This is a genomic window from Allobosea sp. 117, from assembly GCF_000702305.1.
GTDB lineage: Bacteria > Pseudomonadota > Alphaproteobacteria > Rhizobiales > Xanthobacteraceae > Ancylobacter.
On the sequence record NZ_KL370890.1, the window covers coordinates 66,352 to 85,154 of the forward strand.

General features: G+C 68.9%; 21 protein-coding genes. 4 read left to right on the top strand and 17 right to left on the bottom strand.

The window, feature by feature from the left end:
* Positions 1-2: 2 nt before the first annotated feature.
* The 13 genes from U742_RS0121475 to U742_RS0121535 all read right to left on the bottom strand — a co-directional run bounded on the left by U742_RS0121475 (position 3) and on the right by U742_RS0121535 (position 11,250).
* Positions 3-182 carry a hypothetical protein gene (locus tag U742_RS0121475; protein ID WP_029356838.1) on the bottom strand — a complete coding sequence of 60 codons (180 nt, stop codon included), beginning with the start codon at positions 180-182 and terminating at the stop codon, positions 3-5.
* Entirely contained in the window at positions 179-1,153 is a 975-nt protein-coding gene (locus tag U742_RS0121480) for a YVTN family beta-propeller repeat protein (RefSeq protein ID WP_248310457.1), read from the bottom strand. The genes U742_RS0121475 and U742_RS0121480 overlap by 4 nt, the downstream gene beginning before the upstream one ends.
* Entirely contained in the window at positions 1,150-1,671 is a 522-nt protein-coding gene (locus tag U742_RS0121485; RefSeq protein ID WP_029356843.1) for an SRPBCC family protein, read from the bottom strand. Before U742_RS0121485 ends, U742_RS0121480 begins: the two co-directional genes overlap by 4 nt.
* Before the next feature lie 13 nt (positions 1,672-1,684).
* A complete protein-coding gene (locus U742_RS0121490) occupies positions 1,685-2,668 on the bottom strand; it encodes a VWA domain-containing protein (protein WP_029356845.1) in 984 nt (327 codons plus the stop codon).
* Entirely contained in the window at positions 2,665-3,222 is a 558-nt protein-coding gene (locus tag U742_RS0121495; protein ID WP_248310458.1) for a hypothetical protein, read from the bottom strand. The genes U742_RS0121490 and U742_RS0121495 overlap by 4 nt, the downstream gene beginning before the upstream one ends.
* Positions 3,222-4,295 (bottom strand): vWA domain-containing protein, encoded by a 1,074-nt coding sequence (locus U742_RS0121500; protein WP_029356849.1) that lies wholly within the window; start codon positions 4,293-4,295, stop codon positions 3,222-3,224. Before U742_RS0121500 ends, U742_RS0121495 begins: the two co-directional genes overlap by 1 nt.
* Entirely contained in the window at positions 4,292-5,206 is a 915-nt protein-coding gene (locus U742_RS0121505; RefSeq protein ID WP_029356851.1) for a hypothetical protein, read from the bottom strand. The genes U742_RS0121500 and U742_RS0121505 overlap by 4 nt, the downstream gene beginning before the upstream one ends.
* A 5-nt stretch (positions 5,207-5,211) precedes the next feature.
* Positions 5,212-6,078, bottom strand: coding sequence for a DUF58 domain-containing protein (locus U742_RS0121510; protein WP_029356853.1), 867 nt, complete (start codon positions 6,076-6,078; stop codon positions 5,212-5,214).
* On the bottom strand, positions 6,075-7,106 hold the full coding sequence (locus U742_RS0121515; RefSeq protein ID WP_029356855.1) for an AAA family ATPase: 1,032 nt from the start codon (positions 7,104-7,106) through the stop codon (positions 6,075-6,077). Before U742_RS0121515 ends, U742_RS0121510 begins: the two co-directional genes overlap by 4 nt.
* Positions 7,107-7,334: 228 nt before the next feature.
* A complete protein-coding gene (locus U742_RS0121520) occupies positions 7,335-7,646 on the bottom strand; it encodes a methanol dehydrogenase [cytochrome c] subunit (RefSeq protein ID WP_029356857.1) in 312 nt (103 codons plus the stop codon).
* A gap of 48 nt (positions 7,647-7,694) precedes the next feature.
* The gene (gene moxG / locus U742_RS0121525; protein WP_029356858.1) at positions 7,695-8,273 is read right to left on the bottom strand and encodes a cytochrome c(L), periplasmic; all 579 of its coding nucleotides are present in this window, start codon (positions 8,271-8,273) and stop codon (positions 7,695-7,697) included.
* Positions 8,274-8,346: 73 nt separating this feature from the next.
* Positions 8,347-9,219, bottom strand: a complete 873-nt coding sequence (gene moxJ, locus U742_RS0121530; RefSeq protein WP_029356859.1) for a methanol oxidation system protein MoxJ — start codon at positions 9,217-9,219, stop codon at positions 8,347-8,349.
* A 129-nt stretch (positions 9,220-9,348) separates the two neighbouring features.
* Positions 9,349-11,250 carry a methanol/ethanol family PQQ-dependent dehydrogenase gene (locus U742_RS0121535; protein ID WP_029356860.1) on the bottom strand — a complete coding sequence of 634 codons (1,902 nt, stop codon included), beginning with the start codon at positions 11,248-11,250 and terminating at the stop codon, positions 9,349-9,351.
* A gap of 435 nt (positions 11,251-11,685) precedes the next feature.
* Here U742_RS0121535 and U742_RS0121540 point away from each other — a divergent pair, with 435 nt between their 5' ends.
* From U742_RS0121540 to U742_RS0121550, 3 genes are read left to right on the top strand one after another with little or no spacing between them, the layout of a single operon-like run.
* Positions 11,686-12,216 carry a hypothetical protein gene (locus U742_RS0121540; protein ID WP_051661408.1) on the top strand — a complete coding sequence of 177 codons (531 nt, stop codon included), beginning with the start codon at positions 11,686-11,688 and terminating at the stop codon, positions 12,214-12,216.
* Entirely contained in the window at positions 12,213-13,670 is a 1,458-nt protein-coding gene (locus tag U742_RS0121545; RefSeq protein ID WP_051661409.1) for an ATP-binding protein, read from the top strand. Before U742_RS0121540 ends, U742_RS0121545 begins: the two co-directional genes overlap by 4 nt.
* The gene (locus tag U742_RS0121550) at positions 13,667-14,359 is read left to right on the top strand and encodes a response regulator transcription factor (RefSeq protein ID WP_051661410.1); all 693 of its coding nucleotides are present in this window, start codon (positions 13,667-13,669) and stop codon (positions 14,357-14,359) included. The genes U742_RS0121545 and U742_RS0121550 overlap by 4 nt, the downstream gene beginning before the upstream one ends.
* Positions 14,360-14,439: 80 nt before the next feature.
* Here U742_RS0121550 and U742_RS0121555 read toward each other — a convergent pair whose 3' ends face one another.
* Positions 14,440-15,276 carry a helix-turn-helix transcriptional regulator gene (locus tag U742_RS0121555; RefSeq protein ID WP_156034305.1) on the bottom strand — a complete coding sequence of 279 codons (837 nt, stop codon included), beginning with the start codon at positions 15,274-15,276 and terminating at the stop codon, positions 14,440-14,442.
* Positions 15,277-15,379: 103 nt separating this feature from the next.
* Here U742_RS0121555 and U742_RS0121560 point away from each other — a divergent pair, with 103 nt between their 5' ends.
* On the top strand, positions 15,380-16,507 hold the full coding sequence (locus U742_RS0121560) for an aminotransferase class I/II-fold pyridoxal phosphate-dependent enzyme (protein ID WP_029356867.1): 1,128 nt from the start codon (positions 15,380-15,382) through the stop codon (positions 16,505-16,507).
* Positions 16,508-16,578: 71 nt separating this feature from the next.
* Here U742_RS0121560 and U742_RS0121565 read toward each other — a convergent pair whose 3' ends face one another.
* The 3 genes from U742_RS0121565 to U742_RS0121575 are packed head-to-tail and all read right to left on the bottom strand — an operon-like array spanning position 16,579 to position 18,799.
* Positions 16,579-17,394 (bottom strand): inositol monophosphatase family protein, encoded by an 816-nt coding sequence (locus tag U742_RS0121565; RefSeq protein WP_248310459.1) that lies wholly within the window; start codon positions 17,392-17,394, stop codon positions 16,579-16,581.
* 26 nt (positions 17,395-17,420) lie between these two features.
* Entirely contained in the window at positions 17,421-18,104 is a 684-nt protein-coding gene (locus U742_RS0121570) for an ABC transporter permease (protein WP_029356871.1), read from the bottom strand.
* Entirely contained in the window at positions 18,101-18,799 is a 699-nt protein-coding gene (locus U742_RS0121575) for an ABC transporter permease (protein WP_051661411.1), read from the bottom strand. The genes U742_RS0121570 and U742_RS0121575 overlap by 4 nt, the downstream gene beginning before the upstream one ends.
* Between the last annotated feature and the right edge of the window lie 4 nt (positions 18,800-18,803).

Below are 18,803 nucleotides of genomic sequence, written 5' to 3' on the forward strand. Positions count from 1 at the left end.
GGTCAGTCAGTCGCCGCTTCGAGGTCGAAATTCTCGCCTGGGAAGAAGCGGGCAAGGCGAACATCCGCCGTGCGCATGCCCCTCCATCCCTTCCTTTCGGGAGATGCGGAGGTGACCAGGGCAAGGTCGCGCGCGGCCGCGCGGGTCGCCCGCTGCCACGTCACCGTCTTCAGCGAGCTCACGGCCGGTCACCATCAAGGACGACCATCATCCGCGGTCCCGGTGCGACGGCCACACGGTAGTCGCACACGGAAGCCAAAGCGCGGCCGGCGATGCAAAGACGGTCTTCCGCCCAGACGGCGACGACGAGGCGGCCATCGGCGGTGAACACGACGCCTTCGGGGTAGTCGCCGGCCTTCATCTCCGCGAGGACGCGCCGCCCGGCGCGGTCGAGCATCGCGACCTTCCCGCTCTGCTGGTTGGTGACGGCAATGCGGCTCCCGTCGGACGTGACCGCGACCCCATAGGGCATGAGGCCGACCCGAATGCGCGAGACTTCGCTCAGCGCGGCGGTGTCGATGACGGACAGGTCGTTGCTGCGCACATTCGCGACGTAGAGCTCGCGGCCGTCCGGAGACAGCGCAAGGGCGAAGGGGGCGCGGCCGGTCGGGATGGCGGCGATCCGGCGCATCGTCGCGAGATCGACCACGCTGACCTGGTCGCTCTCGCGGTCGGCGACATAGGCGCGCCCTCCGCGCTCGTCGACGACGAGCCCGGCCGGCGAACGGCCGACCGCGGCACGGGCCGTTTCCCGGCCGGTCCCGGCGTCGAGCCGGATGAGCGCATCGGCGCTCCAGTCGCTGACGAGCAGGCTGCGTCCCTCGCCGATAACGGCAATGCCGAAAGGCTCGGCGCCCGCCTTGAAGGAGTCCGTGACGCGCCGCTCCGCGATGTCCACGCGCGAGACGAGCCCCAGATCCGGGTGTGTCACGAACAGCGTCCGTCCATCCACGGAGCCGGCTATCCCGGCCGGCACGCGCGGCAACCCGATCTCGGCCGCGACGGAACCTGTCGCCGCGTCCACCAGGGTGAGGCGCGCACCCTGCTGGGAAACGACGGCGACGATCTCGCCTGCCGAGGTCGCGGAGAACGACGCGTTGGCGAGCATCGCGCCGGCGAGCGCCGCGCACAGCGTCGACTTCGAAGCGATCACTTCGCCGCCGCCTTTTTCAGCCCTTCCAGCCCTTGCCTGATGAAGTCCGTCATCGCCGCGACGGCGGCCTCGTCATTCAGGTTCTCTGGCGGCTCATTCGTCGTGTCGGCGCGGTAGAAGCGGGCGCCCCAGCTCACCTCGCTGCCCCCGGCGGCGGGCGTCACCTCGATGGTGACGGTGTAGAAGCTCACCGGCAGCGCCTCCACATTCTCCTTCGACAGCCGGTAGGAGAGGCGCCGGGCGCCGGCATCCACCTCGTCCAGCCCCTCGACGAGCTCGCCCTTGGCGAGCGTGATGGTGCGCTCGGCGCCGGCCGCCTCGCCGGTGGCCTTGGACTGCTTCACCAGCGGGTGCCAGTCGGCGATCGAGCCGAAGGCTGCGATCAGCTTCCACACCGTCTCCGGAGGCGCGGCGATCGTCACGCGATCGTCGGCCTTCTGCGGCGTCGGTCCATGCGCCGTCACGGGCGAGAGGCCGAGAAGCAGGAGAGCGGCGGCGAAGGCAAGGCGCTGGAGCATCATGTCGTTTCCTTCAATGGGCAGGGATGGCGCGGCGCGAGGCGAGGGCGCCGGCGGCGAAGAGAGTGGCGAGGCACAGCAGGGCGAGCGCGGCCGGCACCGGCGCCGTGTCGACGCGCACGCTCACCGGCCGGACACGCGTGCCCGCTTCCACCGCGGTGGCCAGCGCCGACGGGTCGCCAAGGCGGGTGAAGCCGAGCCCGGTCTGTGCGGCGAGCGCGCGCAGATGCTCCTCGCGCATGGCGCTCAGATGCTCGGTCCCGCTCGCCGGATCCCCGCCCCATGGCGCGTTGCGCGGGTTCCAGCCGGCGCGGGAGGGCGCATCCGCCGGCGGCGGGCCGGAACGGTTCTCCTGCGGCACGTCCTGCTCGCCGTAGAAACCGATCTCACGGCCATCCTCGTCGAATTTCGGGATCGGCGCGGGCTCGCTGCCGCCGACGCCGACGAGTAGGCCGGAGACCTTGCCCGGCTCGCCGTCGAACGCCGGCAGGCCGGAGCCCGGCAAGGGCGGGGCCTCGTGCCCGTCGGTGAGGAATACGAGATCGGCCTTGAGGTCGGCCGCCATGGCGAGGGCGGCATGCACGCCGCGCGCGACATAGCTGTCGCCCTCCCAGGCCATGCGCCAGTCGAGCCCCTCGATGGAGCCGTCGATGGCGGCGAAGTTCTCGCACACCTCCGCCGGCTCGAAGAGCAGGAAGCTGCGCCGCTCGGTGAAGATGCCGAGCCCGAGCCGCGATTCGCACGGTAGCGCCGCCAGCAGTGCGCGGGCCGCTCGCTTGGCTTCGGCGAGCCGGGAGGCGGGGGTGCCGTCGATCCGGTAGTCGCGCACATTCATGCTGCCGGTGACGTCGATCACCAGGACGAGGTCCCGCGCGGAACGCGTGAGTTCCATGCGAGGCGCCGCCAGCGCGGCGGCGAGCGCGAGCAGCGCAACCGCGAGCAGCCAGAAGCGCGCGTCGCGCAGCCGCGGGTGGGAAGCAAGCGCGCGCCGCCTCATGGCAGCCCCTTGGGCACGCCCGGCAGATCGGTCCACAGGCGCTTGGCGGCTTCCGGCGGGATCTCCTCGCCCTCGGTGTCGAGCTGCGGAAAATCACGGACCAGCCGCATGGCGATATCCAGATTGTACTTCGCGTCCCAGAAACCGGGGTCGAGCGTCAGCGCGCGGCGGTAGCCCTCCTTGGCGAGCCGCACCAGCGGAATGGCGGGATCGATGCGGTTCGCCTCGAGATGCGCGATCGCCGCGCGCAGGCGCGCATTGGCGAGGTCGTAGAACGCCGCGACGGCGACGGACCGGTCGCCAGCCGCCGCGATCTGCTGCACCAGCGGCTGCGCCTCGTCGAGCCGGTCCCGGGTGGCGAGGAAATGCAGGCGCGCGAAGAGCAGCGCGGCCGGGTCGGCAGGGTCGGTCGCGAGATCGTGCCCGGCGGTGATGGAGGCGATCAGCGCATTGTCGCGCCGGTCGAGGCCGAGCCGGACGGCGAAATAAAGCGCCGCGGCAAGGCTGGCACCGAGCACGAGCAGGATGAGTGGAACGGCGAGCCGGCGCCTCATCATGCGGCCTCCCGCACGGGCGCCCTGCCCCCCTGCGCGCGGACCGCGGCGGCGTGCGATGCCAGATCGCGCTCCGCCAGCTTGGCGAGGAGCAGCAGGCCCACCGCGACGGCCGCGATCGCGAAGGCCATGCGGGCGAGATCGCGGCGCGGCACCCGCTCGATGTAGCGGATCGGCCGCGTCTCCTGCCGGTCGATGTCGGCGATCGCCTGCGCCACTGCTTCCGGGCTGGTGGCCTCGAAAGCGCGGTAGGGCACGCCGAGGCTTTGCAGGAAAAGGTGGAGATGCCGCTCCGGATTGGCCTGTGGCGTGTCCTCTCCGGGCGGCGGAACGTCAAAGATGCCGGGCGATCCGCGCGAGCGCAGGAACAGCCAGTAGAGGTGCACCGGCGTACGCGCCGCCGCGTCGCGCAGCGCCTCCTGCACCCGCCGGTCGATCAGCGCGGCGCCGTCGGAGACCAGAAGGACGGCCCTCGAAGCGTCTGTCGTATCGCCCGCGAAGCCGGCGAGCGCCAGCGCCAGTCCGCGTCCGACATCGGTGAAGGCGAGGCCGGGCCGGTCGATGGCGGCGATCGCGGCCTGAACGACGTCATGATGGTCGGTCAGCGGCAGCACCGGCATGGGCGAGGTGGAGAAGGCGGAGACGCCGATGCGGTCATGCGGGCGGCGCGCGACGAAGTCGCCGAGCAGGCGCCTGGCGGCAGTCGATTTCGATTCCTGGTCGCCGGCCGGGGCGCGTCCGGCGAAGCTGTTGTCCATGCTGGAGGAGCGGTCCAGCAGCAGCACAAGGTGGGCGCCGGTGCCGACCCGCTGGATGCTCTGCTCGCGCCGGTGCAGGCCGGCGAGGCCCAGCACGAGCGCGGCCAGGGCGAGCATGCCGGCGGCGCGCAGCAGCCAGCCCACGGCCCGCGAGGTGACATCGTCCGGCACCAGCACCAGCGCGGGGACCGGCCGCCGGCGGAAGGCCGTCGCGAACAGGGGAAGAAGCGCCAATGCCAGCAGCATAAGGACGAACGGATGGTCGACGCCCCAGCCGCCGAAGAGCCGCGCCCAGAACGCAGGTAGCTCGCTCATGCCGTCCCCCGCTCGATGGCCCGCAGGCGGCGGGCGAGCGCGACGAGATCGGGCGCCGGCAGCTCGCCCTGTGCGCCGGCGGCGTCCTCGCCGAAGAAGGCACGCCGCGAGGCGTCGAACAGCCGGCACACCTCGGTCTCCGTCGCGCGGAAGGCGGGATGCGCCTCGAAGAAGGCGGGCAGGTCCTCGGCGAGCACCCGCTTCCCCGCCGTCGCGTCGAAGGCCCGATGCAGTGCCAGCAGTGCCGCCCGATAGGCGGAAGAGGACGATGCGTGCAGCGCGGCGCGGACGGTGCGGGACGCACCGGCGAAGGGCCGGCGCTGTCGCCGGCCGAACGGCCCCCACCCCATCCGCCAGGCTAGGAGGGCGAGGGCGGCAAGCGCCGCCAGCGTAGAGGCGACGAGGCCGCGCAATGCCCCCGCTGTCGCGATGGGGCGGGGTTCGATGTCCGGGCGCAGCGCCATCGGCGCGCCGGCGCCGGTCGAGACGATCTCGCGCAGCGGCGAGGACAGAAACGACCAGGCGGGCACGTCGATCGCGACCCGCCGCCCGCCATCCGTCGCCGCAAGGGCAAGCCCCGGAATGGCGAGCCGCTTCGGTTCCAGCGGCGCGTAGAGGGTCTGGTAGACGAGGTCGAGCGTGTAGCGGTGCGTGCCGGCGCTCACGCCATGATCGGTCAGCCGCGCCTCACGCAGGTCGAGCCAATAGTCCAGCGCGCGCGGGCGCGGCAGCGAGGCGGCGTCGAGCACGAAGGGGGGATCGAGCGCGATCTCGACCGTGAGCGCGATGGCGTCGCCGATCACATAGCCGAAGGGGCGCGGCGCATAGAGCTCGACCGAGCGAACCTGCGCCTGTGCTGGCGGCGTGGCGAGCGTCGCCAGAAGAAGCGCGGCGGCAAGGCGCGTCCGCATCCCGCTCAGCCCTCCATCAGCCGGCGCGCGAGCGCATCGGTGTCGAGCGCGTCCTCCAGCTCGAATGCCCGCAGGCCGCGCCGCGCGAACAGCGCGTCGAGCGCGGCGCGGCGCTCCCGCGCGGCGATGCGCCAGCGCCGCTGCAGGCCGGGATGCATGAAGACGAGGCGGGAGACCCCGGTTTCGAGGTCACCCACCTCGATGAAGCCCCAGTTCGGCAGGTCGTGCTCCATGGCGCTGTCGCGTACCACCACCGGGATGACGTCATGCCGCCACAGCGCGGCGAGCAGGCGCTCGGTCTCCTCGGCCGGCATCAGGAAGTCGGAGACGAGGAAGACCAGCGCGCGCCGCGCCGGAAGCCGCTCGGCAGCCTCCAACAGGCCGGCCGCGCCGCGCCCTCGCGGACGCACCGCGCGCAGCACGCGCGCGACTTCCGCCTCGATCCCCCGTCGCCGACCGAGCGGGATGGTCGCCTCTTCGCGCAGCCGGGCGTCGGCGCCGAACAGCGCGAAGCTGTCGCCGCTGCGCATAGCCGAAAGCGCGACGACGGCGCAGAGATCGGCCACCCGTCCCGTCACCGCCCCGCCGAAGCCCATCGAGCCGGAGAGGTCGACGAGCGCCACCACCGGCACCGCGCGCCGCGGCGCGAACTGGCGCACATGCAGCTCGCCGAACGGGTCGCGCAGCGAGGCGCGCAGGTCGATGCGGCGCGGATCGGGATGGCGGAGCAGCCCAACATGGCGGCGGAACTCGCCCTCCGTGCCTTCCCCGCGGCCGGGATGGGCCCCCGGGAAGATCCCCTCCGGCCGCCAGCGGAGCCGGTAGGGTATCGGCTGGAGAGCCGGGCCGGGATCGCCGTCCTGCCCGGTCATGGCGCCGGCACCGTCTCGAACAGCCGGGCGATCAGCCCGCCGACGATGGCCTCGCGCCGCAATTCGTAGACGGGATCGATGAAGATGCGATGCGCCATCACCTCCGGGAACACCGCCCGGATATCCTCCGGTACCAGCATGTCGCGCCCTTCGAGGAAGGCCCGCACGCGCGCCGCGCGCACCAGATAGGACATGCCGCGCGGGCTGGCGCCGCCCTGCACGAGGCGCTCCATGTCGACGCCCTCGACCGTGATGCCGTGGCGCTGCGGTGCGCGTGTCGCCTCCCACAGGGCGAGCGTGTAGGCCTCCAGCGTCTCGCTGCCGCGCACGCCGGCCTGAATGGCGCGAGCCACCGCCTCCAGCCATTGCGGATCGAGCACGCCGATCTCGACCTCGCCGAGCAGCATGTCGACGTCATGGAAGCGGGGATCGAAGACGAGGCTGCGCCGCACGCCGGCATCGGCCGGGATGCCGACCTGCAGCTCCATCAGGAAGCGGTCGCGCGCGGCGGCCGGCAGCTCGAAGGTCTCCTCGCGCTCCACACGATTGCGGTCGGCGAAGACCTGCACATGCGGGAAGCGGTATTCGCGGTTGAAGGCGGAGACCGAGCGCTCCGCCATCAGCCGCAGCAGCAGCGAATGCACCTGCGGGCGGGCGCGGTTGATCTCGTTGAAGAAGAAGACGGAGAGGTCTTCGCCCTGGCGCAGCAGCGGGCCGGGATCGATGCGCGGCCGGCCGTCCTCGCCGAGATGGGCGTGATAGACGAGATCGGACGGCATCAGGTCGATGGTGCCCTCGATGCGCTCGAAGGCACCGCCGATGGCCCGCGCCATGGCGCGCAGCAGCGTGGTCTTGCCGACGCCGACGTCGCCTTCGAGAAGGACGTGGCCGCGGGCGAAGGTGGCGATGGTCAGGAGGCGGATCAGCCGCTGCTGCCCCAGCACGACCCTGCCGATCTCATGCTCGAAACGCAGGGCGCGGGCCCGCGCGTCCGAGAGGGTCGAATCGAGCTCACGAACGACGCGCATCGACATGCCTTTCACGACGGACGGCGCCTGGAGCATGCCCCGCAACGGTTTCCACCGGATCGGAAAGGCTCCAGCCGCGCCGGAAAAGGGCGCGGCCTCCGCGAACGGCAGGTCCCGTTCGCGTCGGCCGCGCCAGTCTCCCACCGATCGGGCGGAATGCCCGGAGGATCGCGTGACGAGAGCAGGAGGTGCGCCCGTCCCGGAGGTGGGTCCCGAAAAAGGGGTGGGTCAGTTCGAGCTCGGGATCTTGCTCACGTCGTAGACGAACTGGCCGGTCTTCTTGAAATACTCGACCCGCTGGGCGTTGCGCGCCTCCATGCCCTTGATCGATTCCGACTGCTTGTTGAGCTCCTTCGGATCGTGCTTCGGGTCGTATTTCGAGCCGGCCACCTTGTCGGGGTAGCCGGGCTTGGGCTCCCAGCAATTGCCGGGCGCCTTGCAGTTGGTGCCGTCATAGGCGTGCGCGCCGCCCGCCAGGATGAGGGCCAGCGCGGCGGCGCCGGTCATGGCGAGAAGTGCGCTGCGATCGATGAACTTCATGGTCGTGCTCCTGATCGTTTCCGTCCGTCTTCTCATTGCCCCGGGGCTTCAGCCGGCGGGTCCGCCGCACTCGGGAGGCGTCGCTTCCGACGGCTCGATGTGCTTGGCGTTGGCGTCGAAGGGCTTGAAGGCCTGGCGCTGCGCGGGGCTCAGCCAGGTCGCGCCCTTCGGATCTTCCTTGTAGAGGTGCCGCACCCAGGACATGACGAGCAGCATCTCGTTCATGTTGAGCGCGCCGTACATCGGTCCCATCTGGCCCTGGGCGCCGCCGAAGATGGTCTCGAACAGACCCTGGTCGGTCTCGTTCTTCGGGTAGGTCCAGTAGGCGTCGTTCAGGCCCGGGCCGATCTTGCCTTCCCCGTAATGTCCATGGCAGCCGGAGCACATGGAGAGGAACAGCTCGTGCGCCTTGGGCAGGCAGATCGGGTTCTCGACATAGATGTTCTCGCCGGTCTGCAGGAAGTGCTTCACCGCCTTGGTGTCGCGTCCCTCCTCGGGCGCCTCCGACAGGTCGAGCGGCTGGCCGGTCACCGTGTTGGTGAGCATGATCGCGGCATGGGCGCCCCATGCCAGCGCGCCGACCGCCAGGACGGTCGCCGCCGTCTTTACCAGGATTGTCTTTCGCATCTCGCCTTCGCATCGCGGGGATCGGGAGGGGGCCGGCGGCGTCGCGCCGCCGGGGCAGGCGCCGCGCGGGCGCCTAGCTGTTCGGCTTGAGGAGCGGGATGCCTTCCTCGGACAGGATCTTCTCGATCTTCGGCCGGGCCTTCTCCAGCCCGACATTGATGTCCGCCAGGAGCGCGTCGTCGCCTTTGCGCACGCCGACCGCCTGGTCGTAATGCATCGGGATGGGCGGTGCGTCGGGGCGGTCGAGGTCGTTCCGGATCACCGTCATGCGCAGCGGGGTCGAGGAGGACTTCACGTAGCGCGCCACCTCGGGGGCGAAGGCGATGCCGATGTCGGCCTCACCGCCCGCCACCTCGCTGACGATCCGGTCGCCGGGGACCTGGACCCACTGGTTGCGCCGCGACTTGAAGTTGACCAGCGAGTACATGTAGGCGGCGTTGTCCTCGAAGCGGCCGATGCGCTTCAGCATGGTCTCGGCCGGCGAGTAGAAACGCACCGCGAAGCGGGTCTGGTCCCGGACCTGCTGGTCGTCCCAGTTCTCGGCGGTGATGTTGCGCTCGGCCCGGCTCACCAGCACGTAGCCGGTGCGGTAATAGGGCCGGGAGGTGAGCATGCGCTCGTCGCCGGCGTCGACGCCCATGACGACGTCGCAAGTGTTCTTGTCGAGCTGGTCGCGCACCAGATAGATGCCCGGCTGCTCGGTCCGCACGAAGACCGGCTTGCGGCCCATCGCCTCGGCGAGCGCCATGGCGACGCGGTCCTCGAAGCCGCTGGAATCCTTCTCCGAGAACGGCGCCTCGGCATTCGAGGCGCAGATGCGCAGCTCGGCGTTCGCGCTCTTCTCCGGCACGCCTGCCGCCTCGCCGCGAGCGGCTCCGGCGAGGGCGGCGGCGGCGAGGCCGGCGGCGAGCAGCACGATATGGCTGACGGCCTGTCGCTTCGACATGAGGGCATCCTCCTGGCGGTTGCGGGTGCGCGTCAGGCGCCACCCGCGTCGGAGCTGTGGTGATCGGGGTGAGACGGCCGCCCATCTCCGGGGAGGGCTTCGTCGACGGGCGGCCGAGTGAAGGGGCGATCAGCCGCCGGTCTTCACCGTCGTGGCGTATTCGCCGAGGTTCGGGTCGTCATAGGGGCCCTTGCCGTCGAGCGAGAACACCATCACGCCGCCGCCCATCTGGGTGTAGTGCTGGAGGTTCTTGAAGGCGCCCACCGAGCCGAGGCCGGCGGTCGGATCGTTGAGGTCGAACACCAGGCCGACGCCCGGCCAGCCGCCGACGCCGTAATAGATGGCGACGTACTGCGTGCCGTTATGGGTGAAGGTCATCGGGTGACCGATCACGCCGGAGGGCAGCTTGAACTTCCAGAGCAGCTCGCCGGTGTCGCTGTCGCGCGCCTTGATGAAGCCGTCCAGCGTTCCGTAGAACATCACGCCGCCGGCGGTGGCCAGCGTGCCGCCCCAGGCCGCGAAGCGCTCCATCACCTCCCACTTGTACTTGTTGTTGATGGCGTCATAGGCCTTCACCTGGCCGAGACCCTCGTATTTCTGACGGTCGCCCTTCGGGCCGGGATACATCCACAGCGTCGCGCCGACGAAGAACTGGCCGGCGCGGTAGGGCAGCATGAACGGCTCCCAGTCCATGCAGATGTGGTTGATGCCCATGAAGAAGGACTTGCGCTCCGGGTCGTAGGAGTCGTGGCCCTGGTTGTGGTAGCCCATCGCCGAGGGGCAGATGTCGCGGCCCTTGTGGTCCATGCGGGTGGCATATTCCGGGTCGCGCTGCGGCAGGCCGGTCTTGAGGTCGACCTGCTTCACCCAGTTCACGGTGTCGTCGATCTTGTCGGCCGAGATCAGGTCGCCATTCTCGCGGTCGAGCGTGTAGACGATGCCGTTGCGGTCCGGATGGGTGAGCAGCTTGCGCATCTTGCCGGTCTTGTCCTGCTGCTCGGAGAGCATCATGACGTTGACGCCGGCATAGTCCCATTCGTCGTGCGGGGTCTTCTGGTAGCCGAACTTGGCCTCGCCGGTGTCGATGTCGCGGCCCCAGATGGTCATGGTCCACTTGTTATCGCCGGGGCGCATGGTCTCGTTCCACGGCGCCGGGTTGCCGGAGCCGTAATAGAAGAGGTTGGTGCCCGGATCGAAGGCGTACCAGCCCCAGTTGGTGCCGCCGCCGATCTTCCAGGCCTCGCCCTCCCAGGTCGCCTTGCCGAGGCCCTTCTGGCCGTAATGCGGGTTGGCGCTGTTGAAGTCGTTGGCGAGGCGGACCTCCTCGTCAGGGCCGGTGGCGTAGGCGCGCCACTTCTGGGCGCCGGTGGCGATGTCGTAGGCGGTGACGTAGCCACGCACGCCGAGCTCGGCGCCGGACGAGCCGATCAGCACGGTGTCCTTCACCACATAGGGCGCGATGGTGAGCGTCGAGCCGACCTTGATGTCGGAGTTCTCGAGCTTCCAGTATTCCTCGCCGGTCTTGGCGTTGAGGGCGACCACATGGCCGTCGAGCTGCGTCTTGATGATGAGCGGGCCGACCGTGCCGTTGCCCGGCCAGTAGGCGAGGCCGCGGTTGACGACGTCGCAGCAGGCGACCGCGCGGGCGGTCGGGTTCTGCTTCGGCTTGTGCTGCCAGAGGATCTTGCCGGGCTCGTCGAGCGAGACCGCGAAGGTGGTGTTGGGGAACGGCGAGTGGATGTACATGACGCCGTCGACGACGAGCGGCGTGCCCTCATGGCCGCTGAGCACGCCGGTGGAGAACGACCAGGCGGCCTTGAGCTGCTTGACGTTCTGCTTGTTGATCTGGTTCGCCTCGCTGTAGTTGTTGGCGCTGTAGTTCCGGCCGGTCATCGGCCAGTTGTCGGTGCTCTTCGACAGCTCGACCAGCTTGTCGTTGGCGAGCGCCGGCGCACCGGCGCCGAGACAGGCCGCACCCGCCAGGACGGCGGTGACGGCGAGCGCGGACACCGAAGAGTGGAATCGACTCATTTCAACTTCCCTCGCGTTTCCTGATCCCGAACGCTCCACATCCGTCCCGGCGGGGAGCCGGTGTCCGGTGCGGATTTCTTGGCTTCGCCCGCATGTCGCGCCGGCATTCGCTGCCAGCCGATATTTGCGAGTGAATATGAATTCTTATGATTTTCTAAGAAGTATTCTGGACTTGCTGAATATTGTTCGCGTGAACGAAAACTGGTGTCTTTAGGCATGTTGGAAATTCTGGTCGGGAACTTTTTCCCGATCGAGCGGAGATTTCATCGGTTTCATCCGGGAGACTTGTGGGAGCCTCAGGAAACTGGTTTCCTGCCAGAGGCTTGATGGCGGATCATCGAAGATGTTCAGCAGCATGGGCCCGAACGAGCGCGGCATCCGATTCGCTACGGAATGCCGCACGTCCACGATCTCATAAGACGATCATAAGTATAAATGAGTGAAACGCCCCTTCGCCTCGCCCGGGCACTGCTCGGCACCGCCCTCGCCCTGCCGCTCGCCGCATGCCCCGGCGAGAGCGAGCCGGAGCGGCGCGAGCGCGTCGCCGAGCCGGCGCCGGACGGGCTTTCCCGCAAGACGTGGCTCGCCCCCACCGACCGTACCGATCCCGCGCAGTGGCTCGCCAGCCGGGCGGCGGGGACGGACATCGCCGCCTCCGCGCCCGAGGTCGCCGGCTGGCGCGCCTTGCTGGCGGACGCTGATTCCCGCTTCGACGAGACCGACCGGATGATCGCCAACCGCGCGGTGCAGCTCGAGACCATGCTGGCCGGCATCGGCACGCGCGAGGATGCCCGGCAGCTCCTCGACGACCTCCTGCCGCTCGCCGCACCGGGGTCGCGGCGCGGCTTCAGCGATCTGTGCCACCATTACTTCAACCTGCGCTCGCAGGGTGCATCGCGCGAGGCGGCACTCGCGGAGCTGCACGCATCGGCGCCGGGCCCGACGCGGCAGGGGCCGACGCCATGAGCGCGGACGCGCCGAACGGCGGGTTCAATCTCTGGCAGGGGCGTTCGCTGCGCTGGCAGGTGATGGCGGCGGTGATCGCCGTCAATCTGTGCGCGGCGCTGGTGGCGGCCGCCGTCATCGTCGCCAATGCGCGGCGCGCGACGACGGTGGAGATCGGCTCCTCGCTGGCGATCGCGGCGCGCTTCGTGGAAGAGACGGTGGAGCGCCTCGCCAGCGCCGAGGGCGGGGCGGCCTCGCTGACCCAGCTTCCCGTCCACATCAGCGGCCTGCGGCACGTGCGCATCCGGATCGAGGACGCCGCCGGCAACGTCGTCGACCTTGCCCCCGGCGCCGGTGCGGCCGGCGACGACGACAGCGAGGGCGACGTGCCCGCGTGGTTCGCCGATCTGGTCACCGTCGACCGGATGGAGCGCGACATCCCGGTCGCCGAGAACGGCCGGATCATCGGTCGCGTGCGGGTGACCGGCGAGGCCTCCGACGAGATCGCCGAGGTGTGGGAGGACATGTCCGACCTCGCGCTGCTCGCCTTCGCGGTGAACATCGCGATCCTTCTCGCGCTCCATGTCGTGCTCGGCCGCCTGCTGCGGCCGCTGAAGACGCTCTCGGCCGGCCTGCACGAGCTGGAGGCAGGCCGCTTCGGGCATCGCCTGCCGACGCCTCAGGTGCGCGAGCTTGCCCTGATCGCCGACCGCTTCAACGCGCTGGGCACGGCGCTGAAGGCGGCGCAGGACGACAATGCCCGCCTCAACGAGCGGCTGATCCGGGTGCAGGACGACGAGCGGCGGCAGATCGCCGCCGACCTGCACGACGAGCTCGGACCGTGCCTGTTCGGCATCCGCGCCAATCTCGAATCCGTCGAGCGGCTGACCGGCCGCGCCGAGCCGGACCTCGCGCGGCGCATCGCCGAGCGGACCGGCACCATCGCCGGCATCCTCGACCGCGTGCAGGGGCTGAACCGGCGGCTGCTGCGCCGCATCCGCCCGATGGCTCTCGGGCACGTGCCGCTCGCCGCCGTGCTTGCCGACCTCGTCGCCGATTTCGAGAACCATTCGCCTGGCCGCACCGTCCGCTTCGAGGCGCACGGGCTGGCGGAGCGCTACGGCGACAGCATCGACATCACCATCTATCGCTGCATCCAGGAGGCGGTCACCAACGCGCTGCGCCACGGCAATGCGCGGACCATCCGCGTGACGCTGCGCGCCCTCGACGGATCCGGGCGCCTCGACCTCGCGGTGGAGGACGACGGAAGCGGCATGGCCGAGCAGGCCGCGCCGGGCTTCGGCCTGCTCGGCATCGAGGAGCGGCTTGGCGCGCTCGGCGGATCGTGGCGGATCGTGCCGGCCTCGCCGCGGGGCACCCGCATCGAGATCACCCTGCCGCTGGGCGGCGCTCCGTCGGGGGCCGCTCTCGATCTTCCCATCCCGGCTGACGCGACGAGGCTCAACGCCCTATGACGAGCGTGCTTGTGATCGACGACCATCCCATCGTGCAGCAGGGCTGCCGGCGCCTCCTCGAGGATGCCGGCGTCGAGCGCGTGCTCGAGGCGAGCACGGTGCTCGGCGGTTATCGCCTGTTCCGCCGCGAGAAGCCGGACGTGGTGATCGTCGACCTCGCGCTGAACGGCAGCGGGCTCAGCGGCCTCATGCTGGTGCGGCGCCTGAGGGCGCAGAACGCGCGCACGCCGATCCTCGTCTTCAGCATGCATGGCGATCCGGTGATCGCCAGCCGCGCGCTGGAAGCCGGCGCCACCGGCTATGTGCTGAAAGACACCTCCTCCGGGGCGCTGCTGGAGGCGTTCGAGAAGGTGCGGCGCGGCCAGCCTTATATGAGCCACGACCTCGCCATGCAGGTGGCGCTGCTCGGCAGCCGCAGCCGTACAACCCCGCTCGCCGACATCACGCCGCGCGAGCTGCAGACGCTGGCGCTGCTCGCCGACGGCAAGGACTACACGGCGATCGCCGGCGAGCTCGGCGTCAGCTACAAGACCGTCGCCAACACCTGCTCTCAGCTCAAATCCAAACTCGGCGCCTCCAGCCTGCCCGAGCTGGTGCGGGTCGCGATCCAGTATCTGTCGTCGTCGCCCGTCGGTGGACGCTCCGGGCCGTGGCCCGCCGCCGGCGCCGTGGACACCAAGCTGGGCTAGGTGGATTACGTCATGGTCCGGCCGAGAGCCGGCTCAACTCCAGCAGGCGATGCTCTGCTGCGCGTGTCGTTGATTGACGTTCAGCTCGTTTGCGCGAGCTCGGTGCCGATGTGCTTCAGGTACAGATTCAGCAGCTCGGCCTGGGTCGAGATGTTGAGCTTTTCGTAGGCGTTCTTGCGATGGGTTTTCACCGTCGCCAGCGAGATGCCGAGCTGGGACGCTATCGATTCCGAGGAATGCCCTCGCAGGACGAGCTCCAGCACCTGCCGTTCGCGTGAGCTGATCCTGCCCTTTCCGAACGGATCGGCCTGGCGCGGCTCCGACTGGTCATGACTGGCGCGGTTGCGGCGCCAATACGCACTGAAGCAGGCGAGAAGGAAGACGAGCTCGTCCTGGATCAGATCGAGATCGGCTTTCTGGAAGTCGCCATTTCGCAGATAGCGGTAGAGCGCGAGCTCGACGGTTTCGTCAGCTTCTAGCCGGAGGGCGATGTCGACTTCAGCGAGGCCCTCCGGCCAATCTTGCGTCACGTAGCCGATCTCCTCGCGGCTCGTCACCTTGATCCGGTAATCATTGTAGAACTCGCTTTGAAAGAAGACGTCGGGAGCGAGGTCGCGGATGCGATAGACACCGGAAGCAAGCCCGGCACGCTGGGCCTGGTAGAACGGGTTGAGGGCATAGGTCTTTTCCAGATACTCCCGAACGCCGTTCTTGGCCTTCTCGCCGGTGAAATTGTCGAAGACATGGATGGGGCCCTGGTCTCGCCGGTGCACGAAGATCGTCGCCGCGTCGAAAGCCACGCGTTCGGCGAGGTGCCCTATGAGGGTTTCGGCGAAATCGTCCCGGTCGATCGCCCTGACGAGGCATGCCGCCCGCTCATGTGCATGCCGCATCCGCCGCTCTTCACCCCGCGCCACCGACGCCCATCCGCGCCATCCCTCTCTGGGAGGATAGGCGAGGACGAGGCGCTGTCACAATAAATCATGCAGGAAGAGCAGCCAACGACAGCGGACAATGCCGATGAAATACGCTCGCATGGTGATCGAGGCCGAAGCGCCGGAAGAGTACGGATATGAGCGGATTCGCTTCAATCTCTCGGAAAGCTCGATCCGCGACCAGACGCTTCACAGCTTCGCATCCGCGCTGCCCGACTTGACGCTGTTCTATGGCGAGCATCGCGGCGAGGCGCGCCTGCGCCGGCTGATCGCCGCGCAGGGAACGGGCCTGGCGCCGGATCATGTTCTGGTGACGGCCGGGGCGGCCGGCGCGCTTTTCATCATAGCGACCTCGCTGCTGTCGCCCGATGACCATCTCGTCGTCGTCAGGCCGAACTATGCGACGAATATCGAGACGCCGAAGGCGATCGGCTGCGAGATCACCTATATCGACCAGTCGTTCGATGATGGTTTCGCGCTTGATCTCGATGCAATCGCGCGGGCGATCCGCCCGAACACGCGCTATGTCAGCATCACCTGCCCGCACAACCCGACGGGCACGGTGATCTCCGAGCCCGCCCTGCGGCAACTGATCGCGCTGGTCCAGGTCCGCGGTTGCCGCCTGCTCGTCGACGAGACCTATCGCGACCTGTCCTATGGCGAGCAGCTCCCGGTCGCCGCCAGCCTCAGTCCCAGCGTGATCAGCGTCTCCTCGTTGTCCAAGGCTTATGGCATTCCGGGCATCCGGGTCGGCTGGATCGTCACCCGCGACGCCGCTCTCTACCAAACCTTCCTGGCCGCCAAGGAGCAGATCGGGATTTGCGGCAGCGTCATCGACGAATGGATCGCGGGCACGATGCTCGAGCGGCGCGACAGCTTCCTGGCGGCGCTCTCGCCGCTGATGCACGAACGATTGGCGATCACGCGCGACTGGGTGGCGAACGATCCCCTGATCGAGTGGGTCGAACCCAAGGGCGGCGTCGTGGCCTTTCCGCGCATGAAGGTCGACGACGATTTCGATTTCGACCGCTTCTACGCGACGCTGCTCGACAAATACGGCACCTATGTCGGACCGGGTCATTGGTTCGGCATGCCACGCAGCCATTTCCGCATCGGCTTCCTGTGGCCGCTCGAAGAGGAACTGCGCGGCGGACTGGCCGCGATCTCGGCCGCCATCCGCGAGACCGCGTCTCAACCGGACGTGGCGGCCTGAGGGTGCCATGACCTGATCCGGAAACCCGTCCCCCCTCCCGGCTGCCGGGGACGAGGACGGGTTTCCGCGATTCAGCGCAACACCGATTCCGGCCGGGATACCAACTCCCGGGCCAGCGTCGCCAGGACCTCTTCATGCAGTTCCGGCGTCGCGCTGGCAACGAAGCGCTGGCCGGATGTCAGGCCGAGCGGCCGACCCTCCCAGTCGCTGATGACGCCTCCCGCCGCCCGGATGATCGGTGCGAGCGCGCAATAGTCGAACGGATCATGGCCGGCCTCGACGCCGATATCGAGCTGGCCGCTCGCGAGGCGCGCATAGCCGTAGCAACCCGCACCATAGACGCACCAGGCCGCTTCGGAGCGCAGCGCGGAAACCGCCCGGCGCTCATCGTCGTCAAAGGGTTCGGGGCTGGTGGTGAACATCAGGCTTCCCGGCAGCGAGCGGCGCGCCCGCGTGGTCACGGCCCTGCCATTGCAGAGCGCCGGCGTGCCTTCGGCCGCGCTCCAGCGCTCGCCGGTAGCGGGGTGATCGATGATGCCGAGCACGGGAAAGCCGTTGCGGGCGAGCGCAATCAGCGTGCCGTAGAGCGGGATGCCCGCGATGAACTGCTTGGTTCCATCGATCGGGTCGAGCACCCAGACCCATTCATTGTCCAGATTGGAGGGCTCGAACTCCTCGCCCAGAATTCCGTGGTCGGGGTACTCGGCGGCAATGGCGGCGCGCAGTGCTGCTTCGACCTCCCGGTCGATCGCCGTGACCGGGCTTGAATCGCTCTTGCTCTCGAAACCCCGCACGCCATGGCCGAACCGCTTGAGGATCACGCCGCTGCATTCCGCCAGGCGGTGGGCGAAGGGCAGAAAATCGGCAGGCATGGACGGCTGGATCATGGTGGCTTCCGCGGCGGGTGGAACGGTCAGCGCTGCGCGTGGCGGTCGAGCCGCGCCTCGAGATGCGTGACCAGCGTCTGCACGAAGAACGTCAGCACGAGGTAGATCACCGCCGCCGAGATGAAGATCTCGTAGGGGGCGAAGGTTTCCGCGACGATGGACCGGGCGATGCCGGTGACGTCCAGCAAGGTCACGGTGCTGGCGAGCGCTGTTGCCTTCAGCAGGCTGACGACCTCGTTGCCATAGGCCGGCAGGCACAGGCGCAGGACGATGGGAACGGTGACGAAACGCAGTTGGTGGAAACGGCTCAGGCCCAGCGCCCAGGATGCCTCCTTCAGGCCCGTGCCCACGCCCAGCATGCCGCCGCGGATGATCTCCGCGACATAGGCGCCATTGTTGAGCGACAGCGCCAGGCACATGCACCAGAACGGCTCACGCAGGAGCGGCCATAGCGGTCCCGTCCGGATGAACTCGGCCTGCGGCAGGCCGAAATAGATCATGAACAACTGCACCAGCAGCGGCGTTCCCCGGAAGAAGTAGACATAGGCTTCCGCCGGCCAGGACAGCCAGCGCGTGTTGCGGGCGCAGCTCGTCGCGAGCGCGATCGCGAGCCCGAAGACGAGCGAGAACGCGAGCAGGCGCAAGGTGGTGCTCAGCCCCTCCAGCAGGCGGGGGAAGCTCAGCAGCATCAGCGGCAGATCGAAGCTCATCTCGCCGCCGCCGTGAAGCGGTTCGCCCTGCGCTCGAGCCGGCGCATGGTGGCGGTGATGATCGTCGTGAAGGCGAGATAGATCAGCGCAACGGTGAAATACATGGCGAAGGGCATCGAGTTCGTGGAAGCCGCCATGTCGGCCGTGAACATGATCTCCTGCAGGCCGATGACGGAAATCAGCGCCGTATCCTTCACCAGGGAGTTCATGTGGTTGCCGAAGCTCGGCAGCGCCAGGCGCCACATCTGGGGCAGGCGAACGAGAAAGAACACATGCGAGCGCCTCAGGCCGAGCGCCCTGCCGGCCTCGATCTGCCCCTGATCGACGCCGAGGAAGGCGCCCCGGAAGGTCTCTGTCGCCGCGGCGCCCACGATCAGGCTGATAGCGAGCGAGCCGGCCCAGAATGGCGAGAGATCGACGAAACGGGTCTGCGGCCAGACGAGTTTTGCCAGGGCCGTCAGCGTGACCGCCGAGCCGAAATACAAAAGCAGCAGGACGAGGAATTCCGGCGTGCCGCGGAAGATCACCGTATAGGCGTTGGCGGCGGCGCGCACCGCCCGGTTGCCGGACAGCTTGGCGCTGGCGCCGATGAGACCCCAGACCACCGTCAGAACCAGCGAGACAATGAAGACCAGCAGGATGACGAGCGAGCCCTGCATGAAGGCGCCGCTCCACCGCCACAGTTCCTCGAACATTGCA